General features: G+C 68.5%; 26 protein-coding genes. 8 read left to right on the top strand and 18 right to left on the bottom strand.

All coding sequences use genetic code 11. The annotated features are described in order from the left end of the window. The first annotated feature begins 8 nt into the window (after window positions 1-8). From J0670_RS01790 to J0670_RS01780, 3 genes are all read left to right on the top strand, one after another. Window positions 9-1532, top strand: coding sequence for a peptide MFS transporter (locus J0670_RS01790; protein ID WP_207808885.1), 1524 nt, complete (start codon window positions 9-11; stop codon window positions 1530-1532). Window positions 1533-1677: 145 nt separating this feature from the next. After that, window positions 1678-3693, top strand: coding sequence for a prolyl oligopeptidase family serine peptidase (locus tag J0670_RS01785; protein WP_207808883.1), 2016 nt, complete (start codon window positions 1678-1680; stop codon window positions 3691-3693). Window positions 3694-3860: 167 nt separating this feature from the next. After that, a complete protein-coding gene (locus J0670_RS01780; protein WP_207808881.1) occupies window positions 3861-4394 on the top strand; it encodes a hypothetical protein in 534 nt (177 codons plus the stop codon). Here the strand turns inward: J0670_RS01780 and J0670_RS01775 are convergent. From J0670_RS01775 to J0670_RS01745, 7 genes are all read right to left on the bottom strand, one after another. Next, a complete protein-coding gene (locus J0670_RS01775; protein ID WP_207808880.1) occupies window positions 4391-4924 on the bottom strand; it encodes a hypothetical protein in 534 nt (177 codons plus the stop codon). The genes J0670_RS01780 and J0670_RS01775 overlap by 4 nt on opposite strands. A gap of 459 nt (window positions 4925-5383) precedes the next feature. Then, complete coding sequence (locus J0670_RS01770) at window positions 5384-5815, bottom strand: hypothetical protein (RefSeq protein WP_207808878.1); 432 nt, start codon at window positions 5813-5815, stop codon at window positions 5384-5386. A 166-nt stretch (window positions 5816-5981) separates the two neighbouring features. Then, window positions 5982-7160: a methyltransferase domain-containing protein gene (locus J0670_RS01765; protein WP_207808877.1), complete on the bottom strand. Its 1179-nt coding sequence runs from the start codon at window positions 7158-7160 to the stop codon at window positions 5982-5984. Next, entirely contained in the window at window positions 7157-7306 is a 150-nt protein-coding gene (locus J0670_RS01760; protein WP_207808876.1) for a hypothetical protein, read from the bottom strand. Before J0670_RS01760 ends, J0670_RS01765 begins: the two co-directional genes overlap by 4 nt. Window positions 7307-7406: 100 nt before the next feature. Beyond that, the gene (locus J0670_RS01755) at window positions 7407-8237 is read right to left on the bottom strand and encodes a helix-turn-helix transcriptional regulator (protein WP_307806340.1); all 831 of its coding nucleotides are present in this window, start codon (window positions 8235-8237) and stop codon (window positions 7407-7409) included. After that, complete coding sequence (locus J0670_RS01750) at window positions 8234-8755, bottom strand: DUF6879 family protein (protein ID WP_207808874.1); 522 nt, start codon at window positions 8753-8755, stop codon at window positions 8234-8236. The genes J0670_RS01755 and J0670_RS01750 overlap by 4 nt, the downstream gene beginning before the upstream one ends. Then, the gene (locus J0670_RS01745; RefSeq protein ID WP_207808873.1) at window positions 8739-8945 is read right to left on the bottom strand and encodes a hypothetical protein; all 207 of its coding nucleotides are present in this window, start codon (window positions 8943-8945) and stop codon (window positions 8739-8741) included. The genes J0670_RS01750 and J0670_RS01745 overlap by 17 nt, the downstream gene beginning before the upstream one ends. 283 nt (window positions 8946-9228) lie before the next feature. Between J0670_RS01745 and J0670_RS01740 the strand changes: the two genes are divergently transcribed. Both J0670_RS01740 and J0670_RS01735 read left to right on the top strand, forming a co-directional pair. After that, a complete protein-coding gene (locus tag J0670_RS01740; protein ID WP_207808872.1) occupies window positions 9229-9780 on the top strand; it encodes a GNAT family N-acetyltransferase in 552 nt (183 codons plus the stop codon). A 264-nt stretch (window positions 9781-10044) separates the two neighbouring features. Then, a complete protein-coding gene (locus tag J0670_RS01735) occupies window positions 10045-10737 on the top strand; it encodes a pentapeptide repeat-containing protein (RefSeq protein ID WP_207808870.1) in 693 nt (230 codons plus the stop codon). A 164-nt stretch (window positions 10738-10901) separates the two neighbouring features. Here J0670_RS01735 and J0670_RS01730 read toward each other — a convergent pair whose 3' ends face one another. From J0670_RS01730 to J0670_RS01700, 7 genes are all read right to left on the bottom strand, one after another. Beyond that, the gene (locus J0670_RS01730) at window positions 10902-12008 is read right to left on the bottom strand and encodes a hypothetical protein (RefSeq protein WP_207808868.1); all 1107 of its coding nucleotides are present in this window, start codon (window positions 12006-12008) and stop codon (window positions 10902-10904) included. After that, window positions 11933-12385 carry an NUDIX domain-containing protein gene (locus J0670_RS01725; RefSeq protein WP_207808866.1) on the bottom strand — a complete coding sequence of 151 codons (453 nt, stop codon included), beginning with the start codon at window positions 12383-12385 and terminating at the stop codon, window positions 11933-11935. The genes J0670_RS01730 and J0670_RS01725 overlap by 76 nt, the downstream gene beginning before the upstream one ends. 213 nt (window positions 12386-12598) lie before the next feature. Beyond that, the gene (locus J0670_RS01720; protein ID WP_207808864.1) at window positions 12599-13438 is read right to left on the bottom strand and encodes a helix-turn-helix transcriptional regulator; all 840 of its coding nucleotides are present in this window, start codon (window positions 13436-13438) and stop codon (window positions 12599-12601) included. Then, on the bottom strand, window positions 13429-14007 hold the full coding sequence (locus J0670_RS40460) for a DUF6879 family protein (protein WP_374223050.1): 579 nt from the start codon (window positions 14005-14007) through the stop codon (window positions 13429-13431). The genes J0670_RS01720 and J0670_RS40460 overlap by 10 nt, the downstream gene beginning before the upstream one ends. A 355-nt stretch (window positions 14008-14362) precedes the next feature. After that, window positions 14363-14566: a DUF397 domain-containing protein gene (locus tag J0670_RS01710; RefSeq protein WP_207808862.1), complete on the bottom strand. Its 204-nt coding sequence runs from the start codon at window positions 14564-14566 to the stop codon at window positions 14363-14365. Window positions 14567-14633: 67 nt separating this feature from the next. Continuing rightward, window positions 14634-14834 (bottom strand): DUF397 domain-containing protein, encoded by a 201-nt coding sequence (locus J0670_RS01705; protein ID WP_207808861.1) that lies wholly within the window; start codon window positions 14832-14834, stop codon window positions 14634-14636. After that, entirely contained in the window at window positions 14827-15687 is an 861-nt protein-coding gene (locus J0670_RS01700) for a helix-turn-helix transcriptional regulator (protein ID WP_279382922.1), read from the bottom strand. Before J0670_RS01700 ends, J0670_RS01705 begins: the two co-directional genes overlap by 8 nt. Window positions 15688-15986: 299 nt before the next feature. Between J0670_RS01700 and J0670_RS01695 the strand changes: the two genes are divergently transcribed. The 3 genes from J0670_RS01695 to J0670_RS39800 are packed head-to-tail and all read left to right on the top strand — an operon-like array spanning window position 15987 to window position 16722. Then, window positions 15987-16355: an ATP-binding protein gene (locus J0670_RS01695; protein WP_207808857.1), complete on the top strand. Its 369-nt coding sequence runs from the start codon at window positions 15987-15989 to the stop codon at window positions 16353-16355. Next, window positions 16352-16603 (top strand): hypothetical protein, encoded by a 252-nt coding sequence (locus tag J0670_RS01690; protein WP_207808855.1) that lies wholly within the window; start codon window positions 16352-16354, stop codon window positions 16601-16603. Before J0670_RS01695 ends, J0670_RS01690 begins: the two co-directional genes overlap by 4 nt. Then, entirely contained in the window at window positions 16600-16722 is a 123-nt protein-coding gene (locus J0670_RS39800; protein WP_279382921.1) for a hypothetical protein, read from the top strand. Before J0670_RS01690 ends, J0670_RS39800 begins: the two co-directional genes overlap by 4 nt. Window positions 16723-16780: 58 nt before the next feature. Here J0670_RS39800 and hutI read toward each other — a convergent pair whose 3' ends face one another. From hutI to hutU, 4 genes are read right to left on the bottom strand one after another with little or no spacing between them, the layout of a single operon-like run. Continuing rightward, complete coding sequence (gene hutI, locus J0670_RS01685; RefSeq protein WP_207808853.1) at window positions 16781-17956, bottom strand: imidazolonepropionase; 1176 nt, start codon at window positions 17954-17956, stop codon at window positions 16781-16783. A 34-nt stretch (window positions 17957-17990) separates the two neighbouring features. Continuing rightward, window positions 17991-19352, bottom strand: a complete 1362-nt coding sequence (locus J0670_RS01680) for a formimidoylglutamate deiminase (RefSeq protein WP_207808851.1) — start codon at window positions 19350-19352, stop codon at window positions 17991-17993. Further along, window positions 19343-20524: an allantoate amidohydrolase gene (locus J0670_RS01675; RefSeq protein ID WP_207808900.1), complete on the bottom strand. Its 1182-nt coding sequence runs from the start codon at window positions 20522-20524 to the stop codon at window positions 19343-19345. The genes J0670_RS01680 and J0670_RS01675 overlap by 10 nt, the downstream gene beginning before the upstream one ends. An 11-nt stretch (window positions 20525-20535) precedes the next feature. Beyond that, on the bottom strand, window positions 20536-22206 hold the full coding sequence (hutU, locus tag J0670_RS01670; RefSeq protein ID WP_207808850.1) for a urocanate hydratase: 1671 nt from the start codon (window positions 22204-22206) through the stop codon (window positions 20536-20538). Window positions 22207-22272 lie beyond the last annotated feature (66 nt).

Below are 22272 nucleotides of genomic sequence, written 5' to 3'. Positions count from 1 at the left end.
CACTACTCATGGCGTCTAAGACCCTGGACACCGACGCGACGTCGGCCCCGCCCAGCGGCAAGACCTTCCTCGGGCACCCCCGAGGGCTCGCCACGCTGTTCATGACCGAGATGTGGGAGCGCTTCTCCTACTACGGCATGCGTGCCCTGCTCATCTACTACCTGGTCTCCGGTGGCGCCGACGCCGCCACGGGCAGCCAGGGCGGCGGCCTCGCCATGACGGCCGCGACGGCGACGGCGATCTACTCCGTCTACGTCTCGATGGTCTACCTCATGGCCTACCCCGGCGGCTGGTTCGGCGACCGGGTCTGGGGCGCCCGCAAGACCGTCGCGATCGCCGGGTTCGTGATCATGTCCGGCCACATCGCGCTGGCCGTCCCGGGCCAGGTGGCGTTCTTCGTCGGCCTGCTCCTGGTCGCGCTCGGCTCCGGTCTGCTGAAGGCCAACATCTCCACGATGGTCGGCCACCTCTACAACGGCCCCGAGGACCCGCGCCGCGACGGTGGCTTCACCGTCTTCTACATGAGCATCAACCTCGGTGCCTTCGTCGCCCCGTTCGTCATCGGAACGATCGGCAAGGAGTACAACTGGCACCTGGGCTTCGGGCTGGCCGCGGTCGGCATGGCCTTCGGCCTGGTGCAGTTCCTGCTGGGCAGCCGCCACCTGAGCGCCAAGAGCAGCGTGGTCCCCAACCCGCTCAAGCCTGCGGAGCGCAACAGCCTGCTGGTGAAGGCCGGCGTGACGGCCCTCGTCGCCGCCGTCTTCTACGCCGTCATCGTCGCGATGGGCGTCTACACGCTGAACTGGGCCCTGGTCCCGCTGACCCTGGCCGGCCTGCTCATCCCGGTCACCGTGCTGGTCCGGATCAAGCGCGACAAGGACCTGAGCGCCGGCGAGCAGTCCAAGATGTCCGCGTACATCTGGTTCTTCGCCGCGGCCGCCATCTTCTGGATGATCTACGACCAGGGCGGGTCGACCCTGTCCCTGTTCGCGGACAAGAAGACCGCGGACTCCCTGTTCGGCTTCGGCTTCTCGGCCACCTGGTACCAGTCGCTGAACCCGCTGTTCGTGATGGCGCTCGCGCCGGTGTTCGCCTGGCTGTGGCTGTGGCTGTCCCGCCGCGACAAGGAGCCGAACACCATCGTGAAGTTCTCGATGGGCCTGTTCCTGATCGGTGCCTCGTTCTTCATCTTCATCGTCCCGATGAGCATGGCGGACGACGGCACCAAGGTCTCCCCGCTGTGGCTCGTCTCGATCTACATGATCCAGACCATCGGCGAGCTGTGCCTCTCCCCGGTCGGCCTCTCCGTCACCACGAAGATGGCGCCGCAGAAGTACGCCTCCCAGATGATGGGCGTCTGGTTCCTCGCCGTCACCGCCGGTGACTGCACCACCAGCCTGCTCTCGCTGGCCGGCATCTCCCTCGACGGCATCGGGATCATCGCGGTCGAGGCCGCGCTCGCAGCCCTCGCGGCGTTCGCCGTCTACACGTACCGCAAGAAGGTCCAGGCCCTCATGGGCGACGTGCGCTGACGCCCGTCCCCCAGCGGCTCCGGGGCCGTCACGGAATCCTGAATTCCGTGGCGGCCCCGCCTGTTTTCCGGTCGACTGCTTGGTCGACTACTTGGTCGACTATTTGCTCGACAGGGCCGATCCGGCCGTGCCTATGGTGCCCGGCATGACGACCGACTCGCTGCCCCGACAGTTGGCCCGCACCCGGCGCTTCACCCTGGGCGCCCCCGTCCTCCCGACCGTCTCCGCCGACGGCGCCACCGTGCTGTTCCTGCGCAGCCGGGGCGGTACGGATCCGCTCGGCTGCCTGTGGGCGCTGGACACCGCGAGCGGCGCGGAGCGGCTGATCGCCGACCCGGCCGCACTGGGCTCCAGCACCGGCATCGCCGCGTACGCCACGGATGCCGCCGGCTCGCTCGCTGTCTTCGCGCTGGGCGGTGCGCTGTGGCTCGCCGATGTCTCCGCCGGCACCGTCCGCGCCGTCCCGGCCGCCGGCCCGTCTGAGGACCCCCGACTGGACCCGGCCGGCCGCCGGATCGCGTACGTGAGCGGCGGCGCCCTGCGGGTGACCGCCGTGGACGGCACCGATGACCGGGTGCTCGCCGAACCCGAGGCCGAGGACGTCGCCTACGGCCTCGCCGAGTACGTCGCCGCCGAGGAGATGTACCGCGACCGCGGCCACTGGTGGTCCCCCGACGGCACCGCGCTGCTCGTCACCCGGATGGACGAGCGCGCGGTCACCCGCTGGTTCCTGGCCGACCCGACCGACCCCCAGCACCCGCCGCGCGCCATCCGCTACCCGCTGGCCGGCACCGCCAACGCCGAGGTCACGCTGTGGCTGCTCCACCTCGACGGCCGCCGCACCGAGGTCCGCTGGGACCGCGCCGCCTTCGAGTACCTCACCGCCGCCGGCTGGGACGGCCACGGCCCGTACGCCGCCGTGCAGAGCCGCGACCAGCGCACCGTCCGCACCCTGGCCGTCGAGCCGGACGGCGCCACCCGGGTGCTCGCCGAACAGCGCGACGAGCACTGGGTCGAGCTCCTCCCCGGCCTGCCGGCCCGTACGGCGGGCGGCGCGCTGGTCGACTCCGCCGATGTCGGCGACACCCGACACCTGACCGTCGACGGCGAGCCCGTCACCCCGGCGGGGTTGCAGCTGCGCGCGGTGCTCGGAGTGGAGGAAGAGGGGGTTCTGTTCACCGCCTCCGAGGACCCGGCCGAGACCCACCTGTGGACGTACACGCCGGGCGTCGGCGTCCGGCGGCTGAGCGACGGCCCCGGATTGCACACGGGCGTGCGGCGCGGCGGCACTCTGGTGCTCACCACCCGCTCCCCCGACGGGTGCACCACCGTGCTGCGGGAGGGCGCTGCGCCGCTCCCGCTCGCCTCGCACGCGGAGCCGCCCGTGCTTACCGCCCGACCCGAGCTCCTCCGGCTCGGCCCGCTGGGGCTGCGCGCCGCGCTCTACCTGCCCTCGGGGCACCGGCCCGGCGACGGCCCGCTGCCCGTGCTGCTCGACCCGTACGGTGGACCCGCGATGCAGAGGGTGACGACCGGCGGCCAGTGGTTCGGCCTGGTCTCGCAGTGGTTCGCCGACCAGGGCTTCGCGGTGCTGGTGGTGGACGGCCGCGGCACCCCCGGACGCGGGCCCCGGTGGGAGAAATCGATCTACGGCGACAAGGCCGGACCCGCCCTGGAGGACCAGATCTCGGGCCTGCACGAGATCGCCCGGCTGCGGCCCGGCCTGCTCGACCTGGGCAGGGTCGGCATCCGCGGCTGGTCCTACGGTGGCTTCCTCGCCGCCCTCGCGGTACTGCGGCGCCCGGACATCTTCCACGCCGCCTCCGCCGGAGCCGCCCCCACCGACCACAGGCTGTACGACACCCACTGGCAGGAACGCTTCCTCGGCCACCCCGACGAACACCCCGAGCACTACGACTCCTGCGACTTGATCACCGAAGCCCCGAAGCTGACCCGCCCGCTGCTGCTGATCCAGGGCCTCGCCGACGACAACGTCTACCCCGTCCACACCCTGCGGCTCTCCGCAGCGCTCCTCGCCGCCGGCCGCCCCCACGAGGTCCTCCCGCTGCGCGGCACCGGGCACCGGCCGACGGACGAGGCGACGGTGGAGAACCTGCTGCAACACGAACTTGGCTTTCTGAAGCGCTCGTTGGGCGTGTAGAAAGCACCTGAACGCGCAGGAAGTCGGCCCAGCCGACTTCCTGCGCAAGGCAAGCACGGTACCGTCCGTCACATGGTGAAGCTCGGACGACGACATCGGCTGACCGCCTTGGCGGCCATAGCCTGACGCTCAACATCGGCTGGGGCTGCGAGAAAGCACCTGAGCTCGTGGCCCGCGAGACCGCCGGCGCGGTGAAGGTCTCCCTGCGGCACACGGTCCGTCCGGGGTTCTGCGACCTGGGCGGCTACGCACAGATCACCACCCACCTCAACAAACCGCTCGGGACCAGGGCGCTGAACGACGCCACAGGCAAGCCCGCCGTCCACTTCGACGAGCGCAACCTTCTCCAACCCACATTCCTGCCGGAGAACTACTACCCCTACCCTGCGGGCAGGATGGTCGAGTTGCCCGGCCTGGCACCGCTCCCGACCGACACCCCGGCCTGGGCCATCGGGTACCGGCTGGGAACGGGGCCTGAACAGGGATCCCTGATCATCAGCCAGACCCTCCGGAACAGCACACCTCCGGACGGCCGGACCGCCACTGTCAAGGGCCAACCCGCGACCATCACGCAATCGGATTCTCAGGGCGGGCCCCGTTCGCTGACATGGTCCGACGGGACCTACACCTTCGCCGTCACCACCGGCGGCCCTCCGCGACTCTCGGACGAGGAGCTCATCCACGTCGCGGAGAGCCTCTAGACCGGACCAGCCAGCGTTTCGATGGGCAGAGGCGGCCATTTCGGCTCCTTCCGGGTAAGGCTTGCCAGCTCTTCCGGTGGTTCGGCGCCATCCTGAACGGTCGTGACGTAGGCCTTTGCCTCCTGCAGGTTCAGCCGCGGGGCCTGCTTGCGCAGGTGGCTCATCGCGGCCACGACGCCTGCGGAGTGGACGAGTGCGCGAACAGAGGCGGCCAGTGGATCAGGCGGTCTGATGCCCTTGGTCTGTAGGAGGTACTGCTCCTCCCAACCCTCGTCCTCCCAGCAGGCGGCGGGCACGTAGTGGATGCTCCCATCGTGCCGGTCCACCAGGTAGTGGCCGCCGACGAAGCTGCCGCGCATGTCACGGGCCCAGGCCTGCTCCACCGAGCGCCAGAAGACGAGCCAGCCGACCGCGCGTTCCTGCACGTGATAGACGTCCGGCGTGGGGGCAGACCCCCTCCATGGCTGCGTCGGCAACTCTCTGGCCAGGAAGGACTCGATGAGCTCGACGGCGCGTTCCTTGGAGATCACGATGTCATCATTCGCCACAGGTCAACCGGTTTTCGGCATGCCCGCGCCGTCCCCACCGCGATCTCAAACGCGGCCTCAGGTAGCCAGGTCTTTCCTACACTCCAGCGCCTTTCCCCCAACTCCCCACTCCAGCAGGAAGTCCTGCGAGACCGAATTGCCAATTGACCCCGTCAGAGCCACACTTCACCCCGGTGCGTCAAGGCGAAACGATCTCATCGAGGCGTGCGCCCCGCGCCGCCTCCATCGTGCTGGCCTTCCGCAGGTCCGACCACTGCCAGATCCGGCCGATCGCGTCGGCCGTCGGTTATTTCGCGACGATCACCAGGTCGCCGCGCCGCTCCCGCGGCACGGCGACCTGGTGATCGTTGGGCGCGCAGAAAGCACCTGAATGCGCAGGAAGTCGGCCGGGCCGACTTCCTGCGCCGGGCGACCGGGCCGCTCGGTCCGTGATCAAGGCCGTCACAGTGGGCACGGCGGGGGTGTCTCGCCGGTCGGGTTGAAGGTTCGAGGGCACGAGACGGCGCAGACTGATCGGAGCTGCTGGCCGGGAGTCCAGTACGTCCACACCACGTCGTGCGGAAAGGTGTCGAGGAAGGTCCTGGCGTGGTCCAGCCGGATCTCCGGGTCGAGGTCGATGTCCAGCGCCGGGGAGTCGGCGAGCTGCTTGCCGAGCCAATCCACTGCTTCGGCCGGATCGTTCGTCGTGAACTTGATCTGCACGGCTGACTTGGCGAGCCAGTGCATGACCTCCAGCGGTGGAACGGGGCTCGACCACTCGGGCCGTACGCCGTTCTGCATCGCGGGAGGTCGCCGTTCGGAGTCGTCGGGCCGCTTGTTGCCCGCCCAGGTGTAGCAATGCCAGTGCAGGCCAGGCCTGTTCCAGTGATCCATGAGCGCCTTACCCTGGTCAGGAGCGGGCCCCGCTCCCAGTTGCGTTGGGAGCGGGGCCCGCCTGTGTGGTGCGCGTCAGACGGTAGTGGTGGAGCGAGCCGGGCCGATGCGAGCCGCGCCTAACTCCGCCATGGTGAACCTCAGTTCGAAACAGACATGCCTGTGGTCAGCCTCGGAGCGGCACCGGGTTCTCCGGGGAATCGAGCCACACGGTGTGGGTGCCCGAGGCGACCGTGAGGCCGAAGCGGTCGAGGCCGGGGCGGCCCCGGTCGTCCCACCAGTGCCAGGCGGTCTCCACCTCGTCCCAGAGCTTCCGGGGGCCGGACTGGTACACCTCGTACTCCGTGCGGCCCCGCTCGTAGTCGGCGGACGCCCAGGACCGGGTGTCCCGGCTGTAGAGCCACAGCGTGTACGCACCGTCGTCGTAGCGCTCCGCCCGCCAGAACGCGCCGGGCACGGCCGCCCCGATGACGAACTGCTCGAACCACCCGCCCGTGTCCGGCGGGGGCAGTTCGGTGGTGGTTCTCACCGCGTCGGCAGGCCACTCCTGTCCGCGCAGGTAGTCCTCGAAGGGCGGCCGGTCCGTGCGCTGCTGGCGCAGGCGCATGAACGCCGAACTCCGGGTGAACCTGCCGCTCGCGCTGGTCCCGTCGTCGTTCACGGTCAGCCGGACGATCTGCTCACCGCCGTACTCGGTGCCGAAGGGCGCCACGATGATCCCACCGGGGGCTACCTGCTCCAGCCACGCCAGGGGGACCTCCAGCAGGGAGCAGGTGGCGATAATCCGATCGTAGGGAGCGCCGTCCGGCCAGCCGTGTCGCCCGTCGCCTTCGACCACGGTCGGCTCAAGTCCGGCCCGCTCCAGGTTCTTTCGTGCGCCGCGCGCAACGTCCGGGTCGTACTCGACGGTCACCACGTTGGGGCCGCCCAGGCGGTGAGCCAGAAGACCCGCATTCCACCCGGTGCCGGCTCCGACCTCCAGCACCCTGTTGCCCGGGCGCACGTCGAGGTCCTGGAGCATCGAAAAGACCATGGTCGGCATGGAGTTGGAAGAGCTCGGGGTCGTCCCGAGTCCATCGCCTTCGTGGTGGCCGTCGTCCCACTGCGTGGTCAGCGGGATGTCCGAGTAGACCGCCCGGCGCCACCCCTCCGGGTCCTGCGACCGGTACACGACGGGGTTCTGTTTGGTGCCGTCCGCGATGCCCGGCCAGATGCGGTCCGGGACGAACAGTTCACGGGATACGGCCTTGAAGGACGGGAACCAGTCCGAGGTAAGTGCGCCGCCCGCCACCAGCGCGGAGGCGAGCCCGAGGGGGCCCGCCTCCTTGTGCGTCTCGCCGGTCACTTGCCGCCGCCGCCCGCCGGGGACGAACCGTCCGACGTGTTGCCGCCCTCGTCGGACCCACCGCCGCCGTGTCCGGCGCCCTTGTTGCTGTCGTCCTGCTGCCCGCCGCCCTTGCCGTCGCCGGACCCGCCTCCGCGCTTGCCCATCTCAGTACCTCCGTGTTGTCTCGCTCCCGTTTATCGGGCATGCGCCAACATAGGCGCAATTCTGGGGCGCCCGGAGGGAATTTCCTGTTCGCTCAAAAATTCACCAAGTTTCCTGCTGCCGAAGGAACTCGTCTCGAATGCCTTCGACCATGCTCCGCATCTCGCGGCCCGTGACAGCCACCAGCTCGAACGCCTGGAACTTGGCAGCGTACTGATCCACATCCTTCGGCTCGCTTGTCGTGATTTCCGCGTGCGGAATTTCCACGATGACCAAGCGCGAGTCGAACATCACGAACGAGCAGGTCGGGAGATGTGCTTTCGGAGCTCCCTGGGGCACCACTCCGACAGTGATGTTGGGCATCCTGGACATGGTCACGAGCTTGTCCAGCTGTGCGGCCATCATGGCCGGCGGGAGGATCTCCCAACGCAACACAGACTCGGTGATCAGGAAATGGAACGATCTGGCCCGGTCGAAGAGGATCTCCTGGCGACGCAATCGGGCGCCGACCATCTTCTCCAGAACTTCGGGGGTGAGTTCGGAGTGCTGCTGTACAGCCCTAACGTACTCCGGGGATTGCAGCAGGCCGGGGATGCAGGAGGGCTGGAAGACGCGAAGAAGCCGCGTCTGGGCCTCTATCGCCCTGATCTCCTCCTGGTGTTTGTGCAAGCCGGCCCGGCGATAGATCCGCCATGCCGTGGCCTCCGTTGCGATGGTGCGGGCGGCCTCGGCAAGTCGGGCTTTGATCTCCTCCGGGACATCCAACGCCGTGAGGATGCGCTCCACATCGATCACGCTGGGCGTGAGCCGCCCGTTCTCGATCTTGCTCAGCTTGCTCGGAGACATGGCAGCACTGCGGGCGACTGCTTTGGCCTCCTTCCCGCCGGCCAGCCTCAGTTCCCGCAGTGCTCTACCGAGATCTATGCCTCTCACGCGCTTCCGTACCGCTCCCACCAGTCGGCGAACGGCACGGCGTGGCTCAGAGCGGTGTCGCGGTACTCAAGCCACTTCTCGGCGGTCGGCTCCTGGTCGGCACCGAGGAAGGTGCCACGGTCGCCATAGCGCATGGTGACGACCGTCGACTCGTCGAAGGCCCAGAAGTCGGGGACGCCTTCGAGCGGGTTGGGCTGCTCGGTGGTGTCGAGGATGAAGAACTCCTCGCCGACTGTCAGGTTCTTGGTGTACCCCCAGCCGAGTTCGTACCGGAGGTACGGAGTCAGCGGTCGGGCAAGGATGTGGACCCGGTACATGCGCTTGCCGCCGCTGGTGTTCGCCAGGACTTCGTCGGCCCAGTCCTGGTTGTAGTCGGTCGGCTGCGGTTCGCCGTCGAAGAACGACCGGAGGTACTCCGGATCCGACGATCCGCTGTAGTCGTCCAGCGTTTCGAGTCTGAACGCCTCTCGCCGGAACGTCGAGAACAGGTTCTCGAAGTCTTCACCCGAGATACTCACTGGGAACCCTCCGAATCAGCGCAGCCGGAATGCGAACCGCGGTCTCCCCAGAGGGAAGCCGGATCGTCTCCAGTGCTGCCAGGTCCGTCACGACGTATCCCTGGATGATGAGGTCTCCGGTGCCGTCCACGGCATACACCGCCGGGCAACTGCCCTTCTCACACTCTCCAACAAGGCGTGTCAGCTTCACGATTGAGCTCCCTCCCTTACGGCCAGCGTCTCGTTCGATGCTCCCGAAGCCGCGACTACAGGGTCAAGGCTCGGCAGTTGAGAGAACGGGAAACCGCTCGAAGGTCACCGAATCGAGTGATCGGGCCCTGGCTAATCTCCGAAGGACACCGGGGTGGCCACCGACCCGATCCGGTTGCACCCCTGGATCTGCGACGTTCACGGCCTGCCGGTCGAAGAACCCGAGCACACTGGCGACTACACCCTGATCAACGCATCACCGACCGACCCGGAACGAGGCCTCGATGCCCACCTCGCACATCCTGTTGCCCGGCAAGCGTGTCAGCCTGGCGATGACCAACCGTGACCACCTGACCGACTACCACCGTTGGGAGAACGACCCCGGCACGATCCTCGGCTTCGGCACGCAGGTCGCCCAGTCCTGGGAGGTCCGGGCCGGGGGCTGGGAGGCTCAGGGGCGCAACAGGGACTACCCCCAGTTCGAGGTGGTCACCGCTGAGGACCACACGCCGGTCGGCATCACGACCCTTTCCATTGACCCCGCTGTGAGGACCGCCGAGTACGTCATCCTCCTCGCCCCCGAGGCACGCGGGAAGGGATTCGCCACCGAGGCCACCGGACTGACGCTCCGCTGGGCCTTTGAGTACACGGCGCTGCGGATGGTGTGGCTAAAGGTCCTGGAGCCGAACGCGGCAGGCGTCGCCGCCTACCAGAAGGCCGGGTTCCAGCCCGCCGGCCGCCTGCGGCAGTCGGGCTACTGGCTGGGCCACCCCTGCGACGAATTGCTGATGGACGCCGTCGCCGACGACTTCCTCCTCACCACCGAGTCCGCCTGAGCGACAGGTCGCTCCAACCGGTCCGAGGTCACGCCGACTATCAGATGCTGCTGGCCAATTCGGGGCTTTGATCACTTCGCCTCGTCGAGCCGGCTTGGCTCGACGAGGCGAAGTGACGGAACGATGCGGGGTCTTTGGGTTTTCGAAAGCCCAAATAGCCACAGGACTTCAACACTCCTGTAGTTTCAACTGCCTTTCTTGATAAGCTAGTTGAGTGCTAGCGTTAGCTTCCTCCACTCCAACGAATACTGCGAGATGCCTTTCATGACTCAGGCCATGCCTCGCCCGAAGAATCCCCTGGCTCCGCGGTTTCAGGTGGCGCTGCGACCTGCGGAATTGCCCGACCATGACTTTGAGGACGACGCCACGATCAAAGGTCGGCGATACAGCGGGCTGAGCCTCGTCGGCCGAGCGGGCGAAGCAGTCGAAGTCGAACAATGCGCCTTTGAGAACGTCCGATTCACCGGCATACACCTGGTCCGGTCGGTACTCGCTCACATCACCTTCGAGACCTGCGACTTCGCCACAGTCCGGACACAGGACGTGTCCATCCTCCGAAGCACGATGACCGGATGCCGACTCACCGGGTCGTCCTGGAGCAACGGCAGCTTCCGTGACGTCCTCATCGAAGGCACTCGGACAGACAGCGCACTGTTCCGCTACGCGAAGTTCAAAATGGTGGTCTTCAGGGAGTGCAATCTCTCCCAGGCTGATTTTCAGTTTGCCGAACTACGCGATGTCCGATTCGAGAAGTGCGACCTCACCGGAGCCCAGTTCGCCAACGTTGTCGTTCAGCCCGGTGTCAGCTTCGACAACTGCACACTGGTTGACGTCGGAGGCGCCTCGCACCTCAAAGGCGCTACTGTGCGAGGCCCAGGATCCATGGAGCTGGCTCTGAGCCTCGCCAGGGAGGCCGGCATCCTGTTTGAACCCCAAGCGGCGACAGGCAGCTCGTAGTGCGCGAACTCCTGGCCCGAGATCGACCGGATGACGAGGTCGAAGTCGATCGTCTCGGCGAAGGCCGCGAGTTCGCGCACCATCCGGAGGAGCTGCTGTCCGGGAGTCCAGTACGTGCTCACCACATCGAAGCCTGTCGGCCACGTCAGGCACCTTGCGAAGGGTCACGCGCGACTCGCCGTTGTCGTCCACTCATCGGGATCGGGTCCCGAGTAGGCCGGTGAGCGGAAGGTGCGACGGAAAGCCTCGGGGCCGTGCCGCTGGTCGAGCCAGCTCGAAAGGCCGAACAGATTGCCGCTGATCATCGCCGCGATGATGAGCGCGTGCAGTGTGCCCGTGTCGGACTCGCCCATGTCTGTGAGGAAGCGCTGATAACGCGCGCCGACGCCGTGCTCGTATCCGGCCATGGCCAGGTGGAAACGGGAGGCAACACCAGGCTCCGCGTGGTCGAAGTCGCTCGGCTCCAGCCGTCCCGTGGTATCGCGGAACGCCAGGCGATCGGATGCCGCGATGCGTTCGGCCACACCGAGACGGTCAGCCACCGCGGCGGCGATCATCCGAGCCTCCAGATCCGTGGCCCCTTCCATCACGATGCCGAGATTCCGCGTCGAGGGAGCATCGCCCCTGTCCTGAGCCGAGTACGTCCGGCCTTGCCGGTCGCGGCGGTTGATCCCGTAGCGGCTTCGGATCACTTGCTCCCCTTGGAGCCGGTACTCCCGGAACGACCCCCAGTGCAGGCAGTCGTGCGCGTAGCTCCGGAGGAGGTCGAGCGCCACCAGTTCCGGCGACGCCGGCCGGGGATCATTCAGCCGCCCGTACCTCGTGACCACGGAGGCCAGTTGCACATGCCGGTATCCCTGGTTCGGGTGGTGGAAGCCACCGAACGCATCGGGTCGGGTCGAGCGCACCCCGACCCACACGCGGTCGATGGGCAGCAGTCGGTTCAGGCCCAATTCCCTGTAGCGGTTGGCCAGAAGGGCCGCGCCCTGCCGGAACACTTCGCGAGCCGGCTCGTCGGTCGACGTGTCGAGCACCCAGTGCAGGAGTGAGAACGTGATGTGCGGGTGAGCCCGGTCGAGCGCCGCCGTCGCCCGTCGCGCGGCCAGTAGGTGAGCCAACTCAGCCCGTTCGGCCGCATTGCCGACCAGGTGCTCGTTCGGCGCCAGGCAGGAGGGGGTGAGCGATTGGCCGAGGGTCAGTACGGCCGACGGCTGATCAGCTGTCGGTGCGATTCCTGCACTCCCTCGGGGAGTTCGTCCGGTGAGAACCATCGAGCCTCCAGGATCTCGAACGAGGCGGCCCTGATCTGTCCGGTGACGTACAGGGCCTCGTAGGCGACTTCGACGCGCAGTTTGTAGCCGCTCTTCAGGTGCGCCAGCTCGCACACCTTCACCGTGAGTCCGGTCTCCTCCCGGACCTCACGCACGATCGTGTCTTCAAAGCTCTCGCCCTTGTTGGCGTAGCCGGTCGGCAGACCCCACTGCCGGCCCTCTGGCCACATGCGGTGCTTCAGCAGCAGCACCCGGCCGTCCTGGTCTCGGACGATACCCGTCACCCCGACCATGAACTTCGAGTGCCACAGCCACAGCACGCGCCACTGCATCGGACCACGGATGATCCGCCAGAGCTTCGCAGCGATCTTCTTCATGGGTTCGCCCTTTCGTTGGTAGGGCCCCCGCGCGCCGCTCGCGCGGGGGCCCTACGATCCCGCAACCAGCACCGCCGATACCAAATCCACGATTATCGGACTAACCGAGACGGTGTCAGTGGAGTTGCCGGTGCCCTCGAGAACGCAGCCATAGGGCGAGAAGTCCAGATTAGGGCGAGCGGGAGAGGGAAAGGCGATTATTCCCGTGGATGACTAAAGATCACGGAGGAAGAGTGCCGACCATTCAGCCAGCTTCTCTCGGGCTTGCTCGCCGAACAGTGCATACCCTTCGTACATGGCGAACGCATCCCGGTACGCCTTAATATCCCGCCGGTCCCGGAGCGTGACAATTCCGGTCTCTGTCTCGACAGTGGCAAGGCTGCTGTCGTACACCGTGAAGGTGTTCAGCGGACTCTCCGGGATATGCATCCCTAGTGGAATCACGCCGAGTCGGACGTTCGGGAGCCTGGAAACAGAGATGAGTCGTTCGATCTGCATCACCATGGCCCGCGGTGGCAGGAGTGCCCACCTGGCGGCCTGCTCGGTCAGCATGAAGGTGAAGGTCTTCGACTCGTCGTACATGACGGTCTGGCGCTCCAGCTTCTTCATGACGGCCTTGGTGGTATCCCCCGGTACATGGGCGAGGCTCGCCCGCACATATTCGGGCGTGGCAAGTAGCGTATTCAGCATCGAGATCAGGAAGTAACGGATCTCGGTGGAAGACTGGTCAAGCGCCGCAAGCTCGACTTGCTTCCTCTCCAGTCCCTTCTTTCGCAGAGTGCGAATGTCCTGCCACTCGGTATTTGCCACGCGGGCCAGGTCAAGTACCTGCTGCGCCAGCTCGCCCGGCACTTCGAGGGCCCGCAGGATCAGCTCCACATCCACCAGGGACGGGGTGGTCCTGCCCGTTTCGATCTTACTGATCTTCGACTGTGTCATGCCGCAACGCCGAGCAAGCCGGTCTCCTGCGAGACCGGCTTGAACCCGTAGTTCCCTCAGTGCTTTCGCCAGGTCACTTTTGCTGTGGCCCAGCTCTTCCGGGTTTATTGCCACCCGTGTTCTTTCACGTAGTCCATGAAAGGCACCGACTCGGCCACGGCGATCCGCCGCCATTCCCGATAAATCTCGACGTCACCCTCGACAAGCACGCGGTTGATCTGCGTTCCATCGGGCTCGTAGTTCATCAGGACCACAGTCGAGTCATCGAAGGCCCAGAAGTCCTGGTCCGGAAGGCCCGGATTCGGCCTGCTGGTCAGGTCGAGAATGCGGATGTCCTCGCCGGCCCTGGCATGCGGCTCGTAGTACATGAACTCGTACCGCAGGTAGTCACTCAGCGGCCGAGTAACGATGTGCACGCGCTGAACCGTGCGACCGGCCGCAGCATGAGCCCTGAGCCTGTCAGTCCAGCCGGACGTGTAGGCACCGCCAGCTCTGCGTACTGGTCCCCCTGGAAGACGAGAGTGCCCCGGTCGGTGAGGTAGACGTTCGGGCAGTCTCCCTCCTTGCAGTCGCCGGTGCCGGCACCCGTGAGCCGCTGGTGAGCCATGGCCAACCCCCTTCAGCTCGGCCCTGGTTGGACCGCCTGAACGAAACCGTATGGAAGGGGCGCGTGGCCTGTCCACGCGGTTCGGGCACTATTCCCGTCCTGGACTAATGATCACGGCCTCGCACGGCAACACTGCTCACCTCGCGGCCAGCGCCGAGGAACCGGGCGTGTGTTCCCCTGGCGGCTCCTTGCGGGAAGCAAGGAGCCGCCGGTTGGTGGGGACCACGCTCACTTCCGGTTCGCGCGGGGAGGGGAGGTACGGCGGGCTGTCTGCACAGGAAGTCGGGCAGGCCGACTTCCTGTGCAGGCAAGCGCCTTCGGAGAGGTGTCTCGCAGCGCTCTTTGCCACAACTGATGCCGGGGGCTCACCGCTCCGCTTCGCCTCGTCGAGCCGAGCCGGCTCGACGAGGCGAAGCGGCAGAACGATGTGCTCAGGCGTCGGTGGTGAGGTGGTCGAACGCGCCAGCCTTCGCGCCCTGGAGGAACGCGGCGAACCTGGCGGCCGTGGTGTGGACGATGACCTCGCCATCGTCGGACTCGCGGAGTTCGATGACGCCTTCGACCACACGGACCTCAACACAGTTGTTGTTGTTTGCCGTGTAGCTGGATGCCTGCCAGGTGGAGCCGCTCGCCATTGCCACAACCCCTCTCATACCCACCGGCGGCCCCTTGCGAGCAGCAAGGGGCCGCCGGAGCGGACCGCTAAGGGTTGGCGATGAGGTGGTCGAACTCGCCGGCCTTGGCGCCCTGGAGGAACATGGCGAACTTGAGGGGCGTGGTGCGGGCGATGACGTCGGGATCATCGGACTCGCGGAGCTCGATCAGCCCTTCACGTACGCGCACCTCAACACAGTTGCTGTTCGCTTCGCTGAAACTGGACTTCTGCCACTTGGTGCTATGCATGCCTGTCGTTCATTTCCTTCACGATCGAGCGAATGTAGTCCCGCGACTCGATCTCGGGGAGCGCGGCGGCTTCGATGCGCTCAAAGATTGCGCGATAGCCCGCCAGCTGGGCGGGCGAGTCGAAGATGTGGGAGCCATGAGACGAGTCAGCCTGAACCGTATCCAGCTCCGGCACCGGCCCCTCTGCGTAGAGCAAGTTCTCACTGGGACCGGAGAAGTCGGCCGTGTGGAACGGCACGACACGCAGCGAGACTCCCGGAAGCTCGGAGTCTTCGACAAGGGAATCAAGCTGTTCCCTGAGTACCGCAGGTCCGCCGTACTGGATGCGTAGCGCTGACTCGTGGATGAGCGCCACGTACAGCTTTTCACCGTGCCGAATTATCTGCTGCCTCCGCAGTCGGAAGCTCACCCTGCGATCGATCTCGTGATCGGGGAGAGGGGTGAAACCTCTGGCGAACACGGCAGTGGCGTAGGAACGCGTCTGAAGCAGGCCCGGAATGAAGCCGATGTTGAAGCTTCTGAGCCTCTTCGCGTGGCCTTCAATCTCCGCCACATCGATTGGGGCGGCCGCGAGTTCTTCCCGATACTCATCCCACCAGAACGACCGCCGCTCCCTGGCCATGTCGGCGAGCGCTTCGACCAAGGGCGCGTTGACGCACATGCAGGCCTCTGCGATCTCGTGCAGACGCTCCACGCTGACGGCCGACTTCCCGATCTCCATCTGACTCACCAGGGCGGGAGTCACCCCGAGCAGGCGGGCAAGGTGGCTGCCGCCGAAGCCGGCCTGCTCTCTCATCCTTCGGAGTTCGGCGCCGAGGCGTCGCTGACGAAGAGTGGGGATCCGAAGAGCCATGGCGTCCTCTCTGCTGGTACAGAGGCCAGTGTGCCGTGCCGGTCACAGGTGTATCCATCCGGGCTCAGCAGCGCACGTCCCCCGTGCGGGGGAACCTCTCCCAGTCTGGCTACAAATAAAGAGCCGATGGGCTATCGTCGTTCACAGATCGATCCGACGGATCATCAGTAATGCCCGCACACCGGGCAGTAGGCGCCTGCTGCCCCGCGCGCCGCAGAGCAGTCGTGCCCAGCACGACCTGGCTCACGGCGATGCATCCGTCGCATCTCCTCCCCCCTCACCGCCTCACGGAGGTTCCCGTGTGCACCCGTAACTCCCCCTCCCTCACCCTCACCCTCTCCCGCCAGGCCCTGCGGAACGCCCTCACCCGCAACGGCTGGAGCCCCGACTCCATCTCCAACGCCGAACTCGCGCTCGCCGAGCTGATCACCAACGCGTGGCGGCACGGCAACACCACCTCGCCCATCGTCTACTTCTCCATCCTCGGCATCACGCTCCACGTCTCCGTCTCCGACGAGAGCGACGCGCTCCCCGAACCCCGCGCCCTCTCCGACCTCGCCGAACACGGCCGGGGCCTCCAGCTCGTCGAGGGCCTCACGCACCGGTGGGGCGTCGACCCGCAGAAGCGCGGCAAGAGCACGTGGTTCGAGCTGGACTTCGTCGCGTGAGCCGCCAGCCGGTCGCGCCCGAGGACCCCAACATGCGCGACTTCAACGAGCAGCACATCACCACCCTCCTCGGCGAGTTGCACCGACGCGGCCTCCCCTACGGCCTCCTCTGGGGCTCCGCCTCCCCCGGCGAGACCACCATCGACGGCCACATCCTCGTCGACTTCGGCAACGCGCCGCTCAGCACCCTCATCAACCTCCTCCACCTGCTCACCGACCTGGAGCGTGAGCGCGAGTGGGACCGGTGAAGTTCTTCGTCGGCGCCGTCCTCCTAGCCCTCCTGGCCCTCGCCATCGTCACGGTGGGCCTCGGCGCGGTCGCGACCCTCAGGATGCAAAAGCCTGAGGACATCGACGACTTGGGCTAGAAACACGCGAAGGCCCTCGCCCACCCAGGGCGAGGGCCTCGACGGTCCGGTCCGCGTCTCAGACCTCCCGAACGCCCGCCCGCCACACCGCCGCCGTCAGCGGCACGCCCGGCCGGTACGCCAGGTGCACGTGCGAGGGCGCGTCCAGCAGCAGCAGGTCGGCCCGGGCACCAGGAACGACCGTCCCAACATCGCCGCGCCGCAGGGCGCGGGCGCCGCCCGCCGTGGCCGCCCAGACCGCCTCGTCCGGCGTCATCCCCATCTCCCGCACCGCCACCGCGATGCAGAAAGCCATCGAACTCGTGAAGCTGGAGCCCGGGTTGCAGTCCGTGGACAGCGCCACCACCGCGCCCGCGTCCAGCAGACGGCGGCCGCTCGGGTACTCGGCGCGGGTGGAGAACTCCGCCCCCGGCAGCAGCGTCGCGACCGTCTCCGAGCCGGCCAGCGCCGCCACGTCCTCGTCCGTCAGGTGGGTGCAGTGGTCCGCCGAGGCGGCCCCCAGCTCCACCGCCAGCTGCACACCGGGCCCGTACGTCAGCTGGTTGGCGTGCACCCGGGGGGTGAGGCCCTTCTCGATCCCCGCCGTCAGGATGGCCCGCGCCTGGTCGCCGTCGAAGGCGCCCTTCTCGCAGAACACGTCCACCCAACGGGCGTGCGGCGCGCAGGCGTCCAGCATCTCGCCGGTGACCAGGTCGACGTAGCCGGCCGGGTCCTCGGCGTACTCGGGGGCCACGATGTGCGCACCCAGGTACGTCGTCTCCGGGGTGTGGGCGGAGGCGATCCGCAGCGCCCGGGCCTCGTCCTCGACCGTCAGCCCGTAGCCGGACTTGCACTCGATGGTGGTGGTGCCCTGCCGCAGCGCCTCCCGGACGAACCCGGCCAGGTTCGCCTCCAGTTCGGCATCGGTGGCGGCCCGGGTGGCCGCCACCGTGGTCCGGATCCCGCCCGCCGTGTACGACTGCCCGGACATCCGGGCGTTGAACTCGGCGGTGCGGTCGCCCGCGAACACCAGGTGGGCGTGCGAGTCGACGAAACCGGGCAGCAGCGCCCGGCCCTCGGCGTCGAAGCGCTCGTCCGCCGCCGGGGCCTGCGCCGCCGGGCCGACCCAGGCGACGGTACCGCCGTCGACCACCACGGCCGCGTCGGTCAGCAGGCCGAGCGGCCCGGTGCCGTGCCCGGGGTCGTTGGTGACCAGGCTGCCGATGCCCGTGATCAAGGTGGTCCTGGTACTCAAGACAAGGCCTTCCGAGTTGGGAAACGTGAGGGGGTCAGTAGTCCAGCGCGCCGATCGCGGCGCTCAGCGCCCCCGGCACGTCGGCCACCAGCTGGTGCACACCGTCCCGGACGATGTGCCGGCCGCCGACCACCAGGTGCCGCACGTCCGCCGCCGAGGCCGCGAAGACCGCGATCTCGGCGCCGAGCCGGGGCGGCGGGCCCGCCGTACGGACGGTGTCCAGCGCGATCACCGTGAAGTCGGCGAGCGCTCCGGCCTCGATCCGCCCCACCTCGGGCCAGCCGAGCGAGGCGTGCCCGTCCTCGGTGCCGGCCCGCAGCAGTGCGTTCGCCGTCCAGTGGCCGCGGGTCCGCGTCCGCAGCCGCTCGTCCAGCTCCAGCGCGCGGGCCTCCTCGAACGGGTCGATCACCGCGTGGCTGTCGCTGCCCAGGCTGATCGGGGAACCCGCCGTGGCGAGCCGGCGGGCCGGGCCGATGCCGTCCGCGAGGTCCCGCTCGGTGGTGGGGCACATGCAGACGGTCGTGGAGGAGTCGGCGAGGAGGCTGACGTCCTCGTCGGTGAGGTGGGTGGCGTGCACGGCCGAGGTGCGCGGGCCGAGCGCGCCGTGGTCGGCGAGCAGTCTGGTCGGGGTGACGCCGTGCGCGGCCAGGCAGGCGTCGTTCTCGGCGGTCTGCTCGGACAGGTGGACGTGCAGCGGCGCCTCCCGCATCGCCGCCCAGTGCGCGACGGTGCCCAACTGCTCGGCCGGGACGGCCCGGACGGAGTGGATGGCGGCGCCGATCCGGGCGTGCTCGCGCGGCTTGAGCGCGTCCGCCCGCTCGGCCCAGGCTTCGGCGTCGCCGTCGCTGAACCGCAGCTGCGGGTGGGTCGGCTCGGCGCCGAAGCCGGAGGACAGGTAGCAGGTGTCCAGCAGGGTGATCCGGATGCCGGCCCGGGCGGCGGCCTCGATCAGCGCCTCGCCCATCGCGTTCGGGTCGGTGTAGCGGGCGCCGCCGGGCGCGTGGTGCAGGTAGTGGAACTCGCCGACGGCGGAGATCCCGGCCAGCGCCATCTCGGCGTAGACGGCGGTGGCGAGCTCCAGGTAGCTGTCCGGGTCGAGCGCGCCGGCGAACCGGTACATGGTGTCGCGCCAGGTCCAGAAGGTGCCGGAGCCGACCTGCACGTGCCCGCGCAGCGCCCGGTGGAAGGCGTGCGAGTGGGCGTTGGCCTGGCCGGGCAGCAGCAGCCCGTCGAGGCGGACGGCGCCGGGCGGGCAGGGCCCGCTGTCCGGCGTCACGGCGGTGATCCGGCCGTCCGGGCCGGTGGTGATCAGCACGTCCGGCTCGACCACCGGCCCGCTGGCGTGCGGCAGCCAGGCGTGCTGCGCCCAGTACGTCACCGGGTGGGTCACTGACACGCCAGGTCCTCCAGTACGTCGGCGAGGGCGGTCACCCCGGCCAGGCAGTCGGCCTCCTCGGCGTACTCGGCCGGGGAGTGCGACACGCCGGTGGGGTTGCGCACGAACAGCATGGCGGTCGGGATCGCGGACGCCAGGATCCCGGCGTCGTGTCCCGCGCCGGTGGGCAGCACCGGGGCGTCGAGCAGCTTGGCGAGCCGGTCGCGCAGCGGGCCGTCGAAGTCCACCACCGGGGTGTAGGACTCGCGGGTCAGCTCGACCCGGACGCCGTCGCGCTCGCCGCGCTCGGCGGCGGCCCGCTCGATCTCGGCGACCAGCCCGGTGAGGGTGCCCTCGTCGGCGGCCCGGGAGTCGAGCCAGCCGCGCACCAGCGAGGCGATCGCGTTGGTGCCGTTGGGCTCGACCGCGACCTTGCCGAAGGTGGCCAGCGCGCCCGCCTGCTTCGCCTTCTTGCGGGCGGCGAGCACGGTGTTGGCGTAGGTCAGCATCGGGTCGCGACGGTCCTCGATCCGGGTGGTGCCGGCGTGGTTGGCCTCGCCGTGGAAGTCGAAGCGCCAGCGACCGTGCGGCCAGATCGCCCCGGCCACGCCGACCGGCTGCCCCTCGGCGAGGTGGCGGCCCTGCTCGACGTGGAGTTCGACGAAGGCGCCGATCCGGGCCAGCCGCTCCTCGTCCACGCCGATCGCGGTCGGGTCGTAGCCGGCCCGCTCCATCGCGTCGGGCAGCCGCACGCCGTCGGCGTCGCGCAGCGCGTACGCCTGCTCCGGCGACAGCACCCCGGCGGTCAGCCGGGAGCCGATGCAGGCCACTCCGAACCGGGCGCCCTCCTCGTCACCGAAGTTGACGATCGCCAGCGGACGGGTGAACTCGGCTCCCCTGGAGCGGAGTTCGTCCAGCGCGGCGAAGGAGGAGACCACGCCGAGCGGGCCGTCGAAGGCGCCGCCGTCCGGGACGGAGTCCAGGTGCGAGCCGGTGACGACCGCCCCCTGGGCCTTCGGATCGCCCAGCCAGGCCCACTGGTTGCCGTTGCGGTCCAGCTCGTACGTCAGGCCTCGGTCGCGGGCCTGCTGCTCGAACCAGGCGCGGCACTCGGCGTCGGCGGAGTTCCAGGCGAAGCGGCGGTAGCCGCCGGAGGAGGCGGAGCGGCCCACGGGGAGCAGCTCCGCCCACATCTGTTCGAAGCTCACAGCTCACCCATGGGGACGCGGACGCCACGCTCGTCGGCGACCTCGGCGGCGCGGTCGTACCCGGCGTCCACGTGCCGGATGACGCCCATGCCCGGGTCGTTGGTGAGCACCCGGCGGATCTTCTCCCCGGCCAGCGCGGTGCCGTCGGCGACGGTGACCTGGCCGGCGTGGATCGAGCGGCCGATGCCGACGCCGCCGCCGTGGTGGATGGACACCCAGGAGGCGCCGGAGGCCACGTTGACCATGGCGTTGAGCAGCGGCCAGTCGGCGATCGCGTCCGAGCCGTCCAGCATCGCCTCGGTCTCCCGGTACGGGGAGGCCACCGAGCCGCAGTCCAGGTGGTCGCGGCCGATCACGATCGGCGCGGACAGCTCACCGGAGGCGACCATGTCGTTGAAGCGCTCGCCGGCCTTGTCGCGCTCGCCGTAGCCGAGCCAGCAGATGCGCGCGGGCAGGCCCTGGAAGTGCACCTTCTCCTGGGCCATCTTGATCCAGCGGGCCAGCGACTCGTTCTCCGGGAAGAGGTCGAGGACGGCCTTGTCGGTCTTGTGGATGTCCTGCGGGTCGCCGGACAGCGCGGCCCAGCGGAACGGGCCCTTGCCCTCGCAGAACAGCGGGCGGATGTACGCCGGGACGAAGCCGGGGAAGGCGAAGGCGCGGTCGAAGCCGGCCAGTTGGGCCTCGCCTCGGATCGAGTTGCCGTAGTCGAAGACCTCGGCGCCGCGGTCCAGGAAGCCGACCATCGCCTCGACGTGCCGGGCCATCGACTCGCGCGAGCGCTGGGTGAACTCGGCGGGCTTGGAGGCCGCGTAGTCGGCCATGTCCTCGAAGGCGACGCCGACCGGCAGGTAGCTGAGCGGGTCGTGGGCGCTGGTCTGGTCGGTGACGATGTCGATCGGCGCGTCCATCGCGAGCAGCTGCGGGACCAGCTCGGCGGCATTGCCCAGCACGCCGATGGAGAGCGGCTGCCGCTTGTCGCGGGCGGCGGTGGCGAGCTCCAGCGCGTGCGAGAGGTCCTTGGCCTCGACGTCCAGGTAGCGGTGCTCGATCCGGCGGGAGATCCGGGACGGGTCGCAGTCGATGCAGATCGCCACGCCGCCGTTCATGGTGACGGCCAGCGGCTGGGCGCCACCCATGCCGCCGAGGCCGGCGGTGAGGGTGATGGTGCCCTCCAGCGTGCCGTTGAAGCGCTTGTTGGCGACGGCCGCGAAGGTCTCGTAGGTGCCCTGGAGGATGCCCTGGGTGCCGATGTAGATCCAGGAGCCGGCGGTCATCTGGCCGTACATGGTGAGCCCGAGGCTCTCCAGCCGGCGGAACTCCTCCCAGTTGGCCCAGTCGCCGACCAGGTTGGAGTTGGCGATCAGCACGCGCGGCGCCCACTCGTGGGTCTGCATGACGCCGACCGGCCGCCCGGACTGGACCAGCATGGTCTCGTCCTGCTTCAGCCCCTGGAGCGTGCGCACCATGGCGTCGAAGGAGCGCCAGTCCCGCGCCGCCTTGCCGGTGCCGCCGTACACCACCAGCTTCGACGGGTGCTCGGCGACCTCGGGGTCGAGGTTGTTCATCAGCATCCGCAGGGCCGCCTCCTGCTGCCACCCCTGCGCCGTGAGCCCCGTCCCCCGCGCCGCCCGCACCTCTCGCGGCCCGCTCGCCTGCTGCTGCACCATGTCCCGGCCTCCCTGCGGATGGATTCATTCAAGCTCGGTTCGACTGAATATATCTAGACAATCAGC

The sequence above is a fragment of the Streptomyces sp. FH025 genome (assembly GCF_017427025.1).
GTDB lineage: Bacteria > Actinomycetota > Actinomycetes > Streptomycetales > Streptomycetaceae > Kitasatospora.
This window is presented reverse-complemented; position numbering and strand designations above follow the sequence as displayed.

What these genes read in the sequence shown, in the direction of transcription:
- J0670_RS01790 (WP_207808885.1), top strand. Translation starts at nt 9, where the DNA reads ATGGCGTCTAAGACCCTGGACACCGACGCGACGTCGGCCCCGCCCAGC.
- J0670_RS01785 (WP_207808883.1), top strand. Translation starts at nt 1,678, where the DNA reads ATGACGACCGACTCGCTGCCCCGACAGTTGGCCCGCACCCGGCGCTTC.
- J0670_RS01770 (WP_207808878.1), bottom strand. Translation starts at nt 5,815, where the DNA reads ATGGATCACTGGAACAGGCCTGGCCTGCACTGGCATTGCTACACCTGG.
- J0670_RS01760 (WP_207808876.1), bottom strand. Translation starts at nt 7,306, where the DNA reads ATGGGCAAGCGCGGAGGCGGGTCCGGCGACGGCAAGGGCGGCGGGCAG.
- J0670_RS01740 (WP_207808872.1), top strand. Translation starts at nt 9,229, where the DNA reads ATGCCCACCTCGCACATCCTGTTGCCCGGCAAGCGTGTCAGCCTGGCG.
- J0670_RS01735 (WP_207808870.1), top strand. Translation starts at nt 10,045, where the DNA reads ATGACTCAGGCCATGCCTCGCCCGAAGAATCCCCTGGCTCCGCGGTTT.
- J0670_RS01730 (WP_207808868.1), bottom strand. Translation starts at nt 12,008, where the DNA reads ATGGTTCTCACCGGACGAACTCCCCGAGGGAGTGCAGGAATCGCACCG.
- J0670_RS01725 (WP_207808866.1), bottom strand. Translation starts at nt 12,385, where the DNA reads ATGAAGAAGATCGCTGCGAAGCTCTGGCGGATCATCCGTGGTCCGATG.
- J0670_RS01710 (WP_207808862.1), bottom strand. Translation starts at nt 14,566, where the DNA reads ATGGCGAGCGGCTCCACCTGGCAGGCATCCAGCTACACGGCAAACAAC.
- J0670_RS01705 (WP_207808861.1), bottom strand. Translation starts at nt 14,834, where the DNA reads ATGCATAGCACCAAGTGGCAGAAGTCCAGTTTCAGCGAAGCGAACAGC.
- J0670_RS01700 (WP_279382922.1), bottom strand. Translation starts at nt 15,687, where the DNA reads ATGGCTCTTCGGATCCCCACTCTTCGTCAGCGACGCCTCGGCGCCGAA.
- J0670_RS01675 (WP_207808900.1), bottom strand. Translation starts at nt 20,524, where the DNA reads ATGTGGGCGGAGCTGCTCCCCGTGGGCCGCTCCGCCTCCTCCGGCGGC.
- hutU (WP_207808850.1), bottom strand. Translation starts at nt 22,206, where the DNA reads ATGGTGCAGCAGCAGGCGAGCGGGCCGCGAGAGGTGCGGGCGGCGCGG.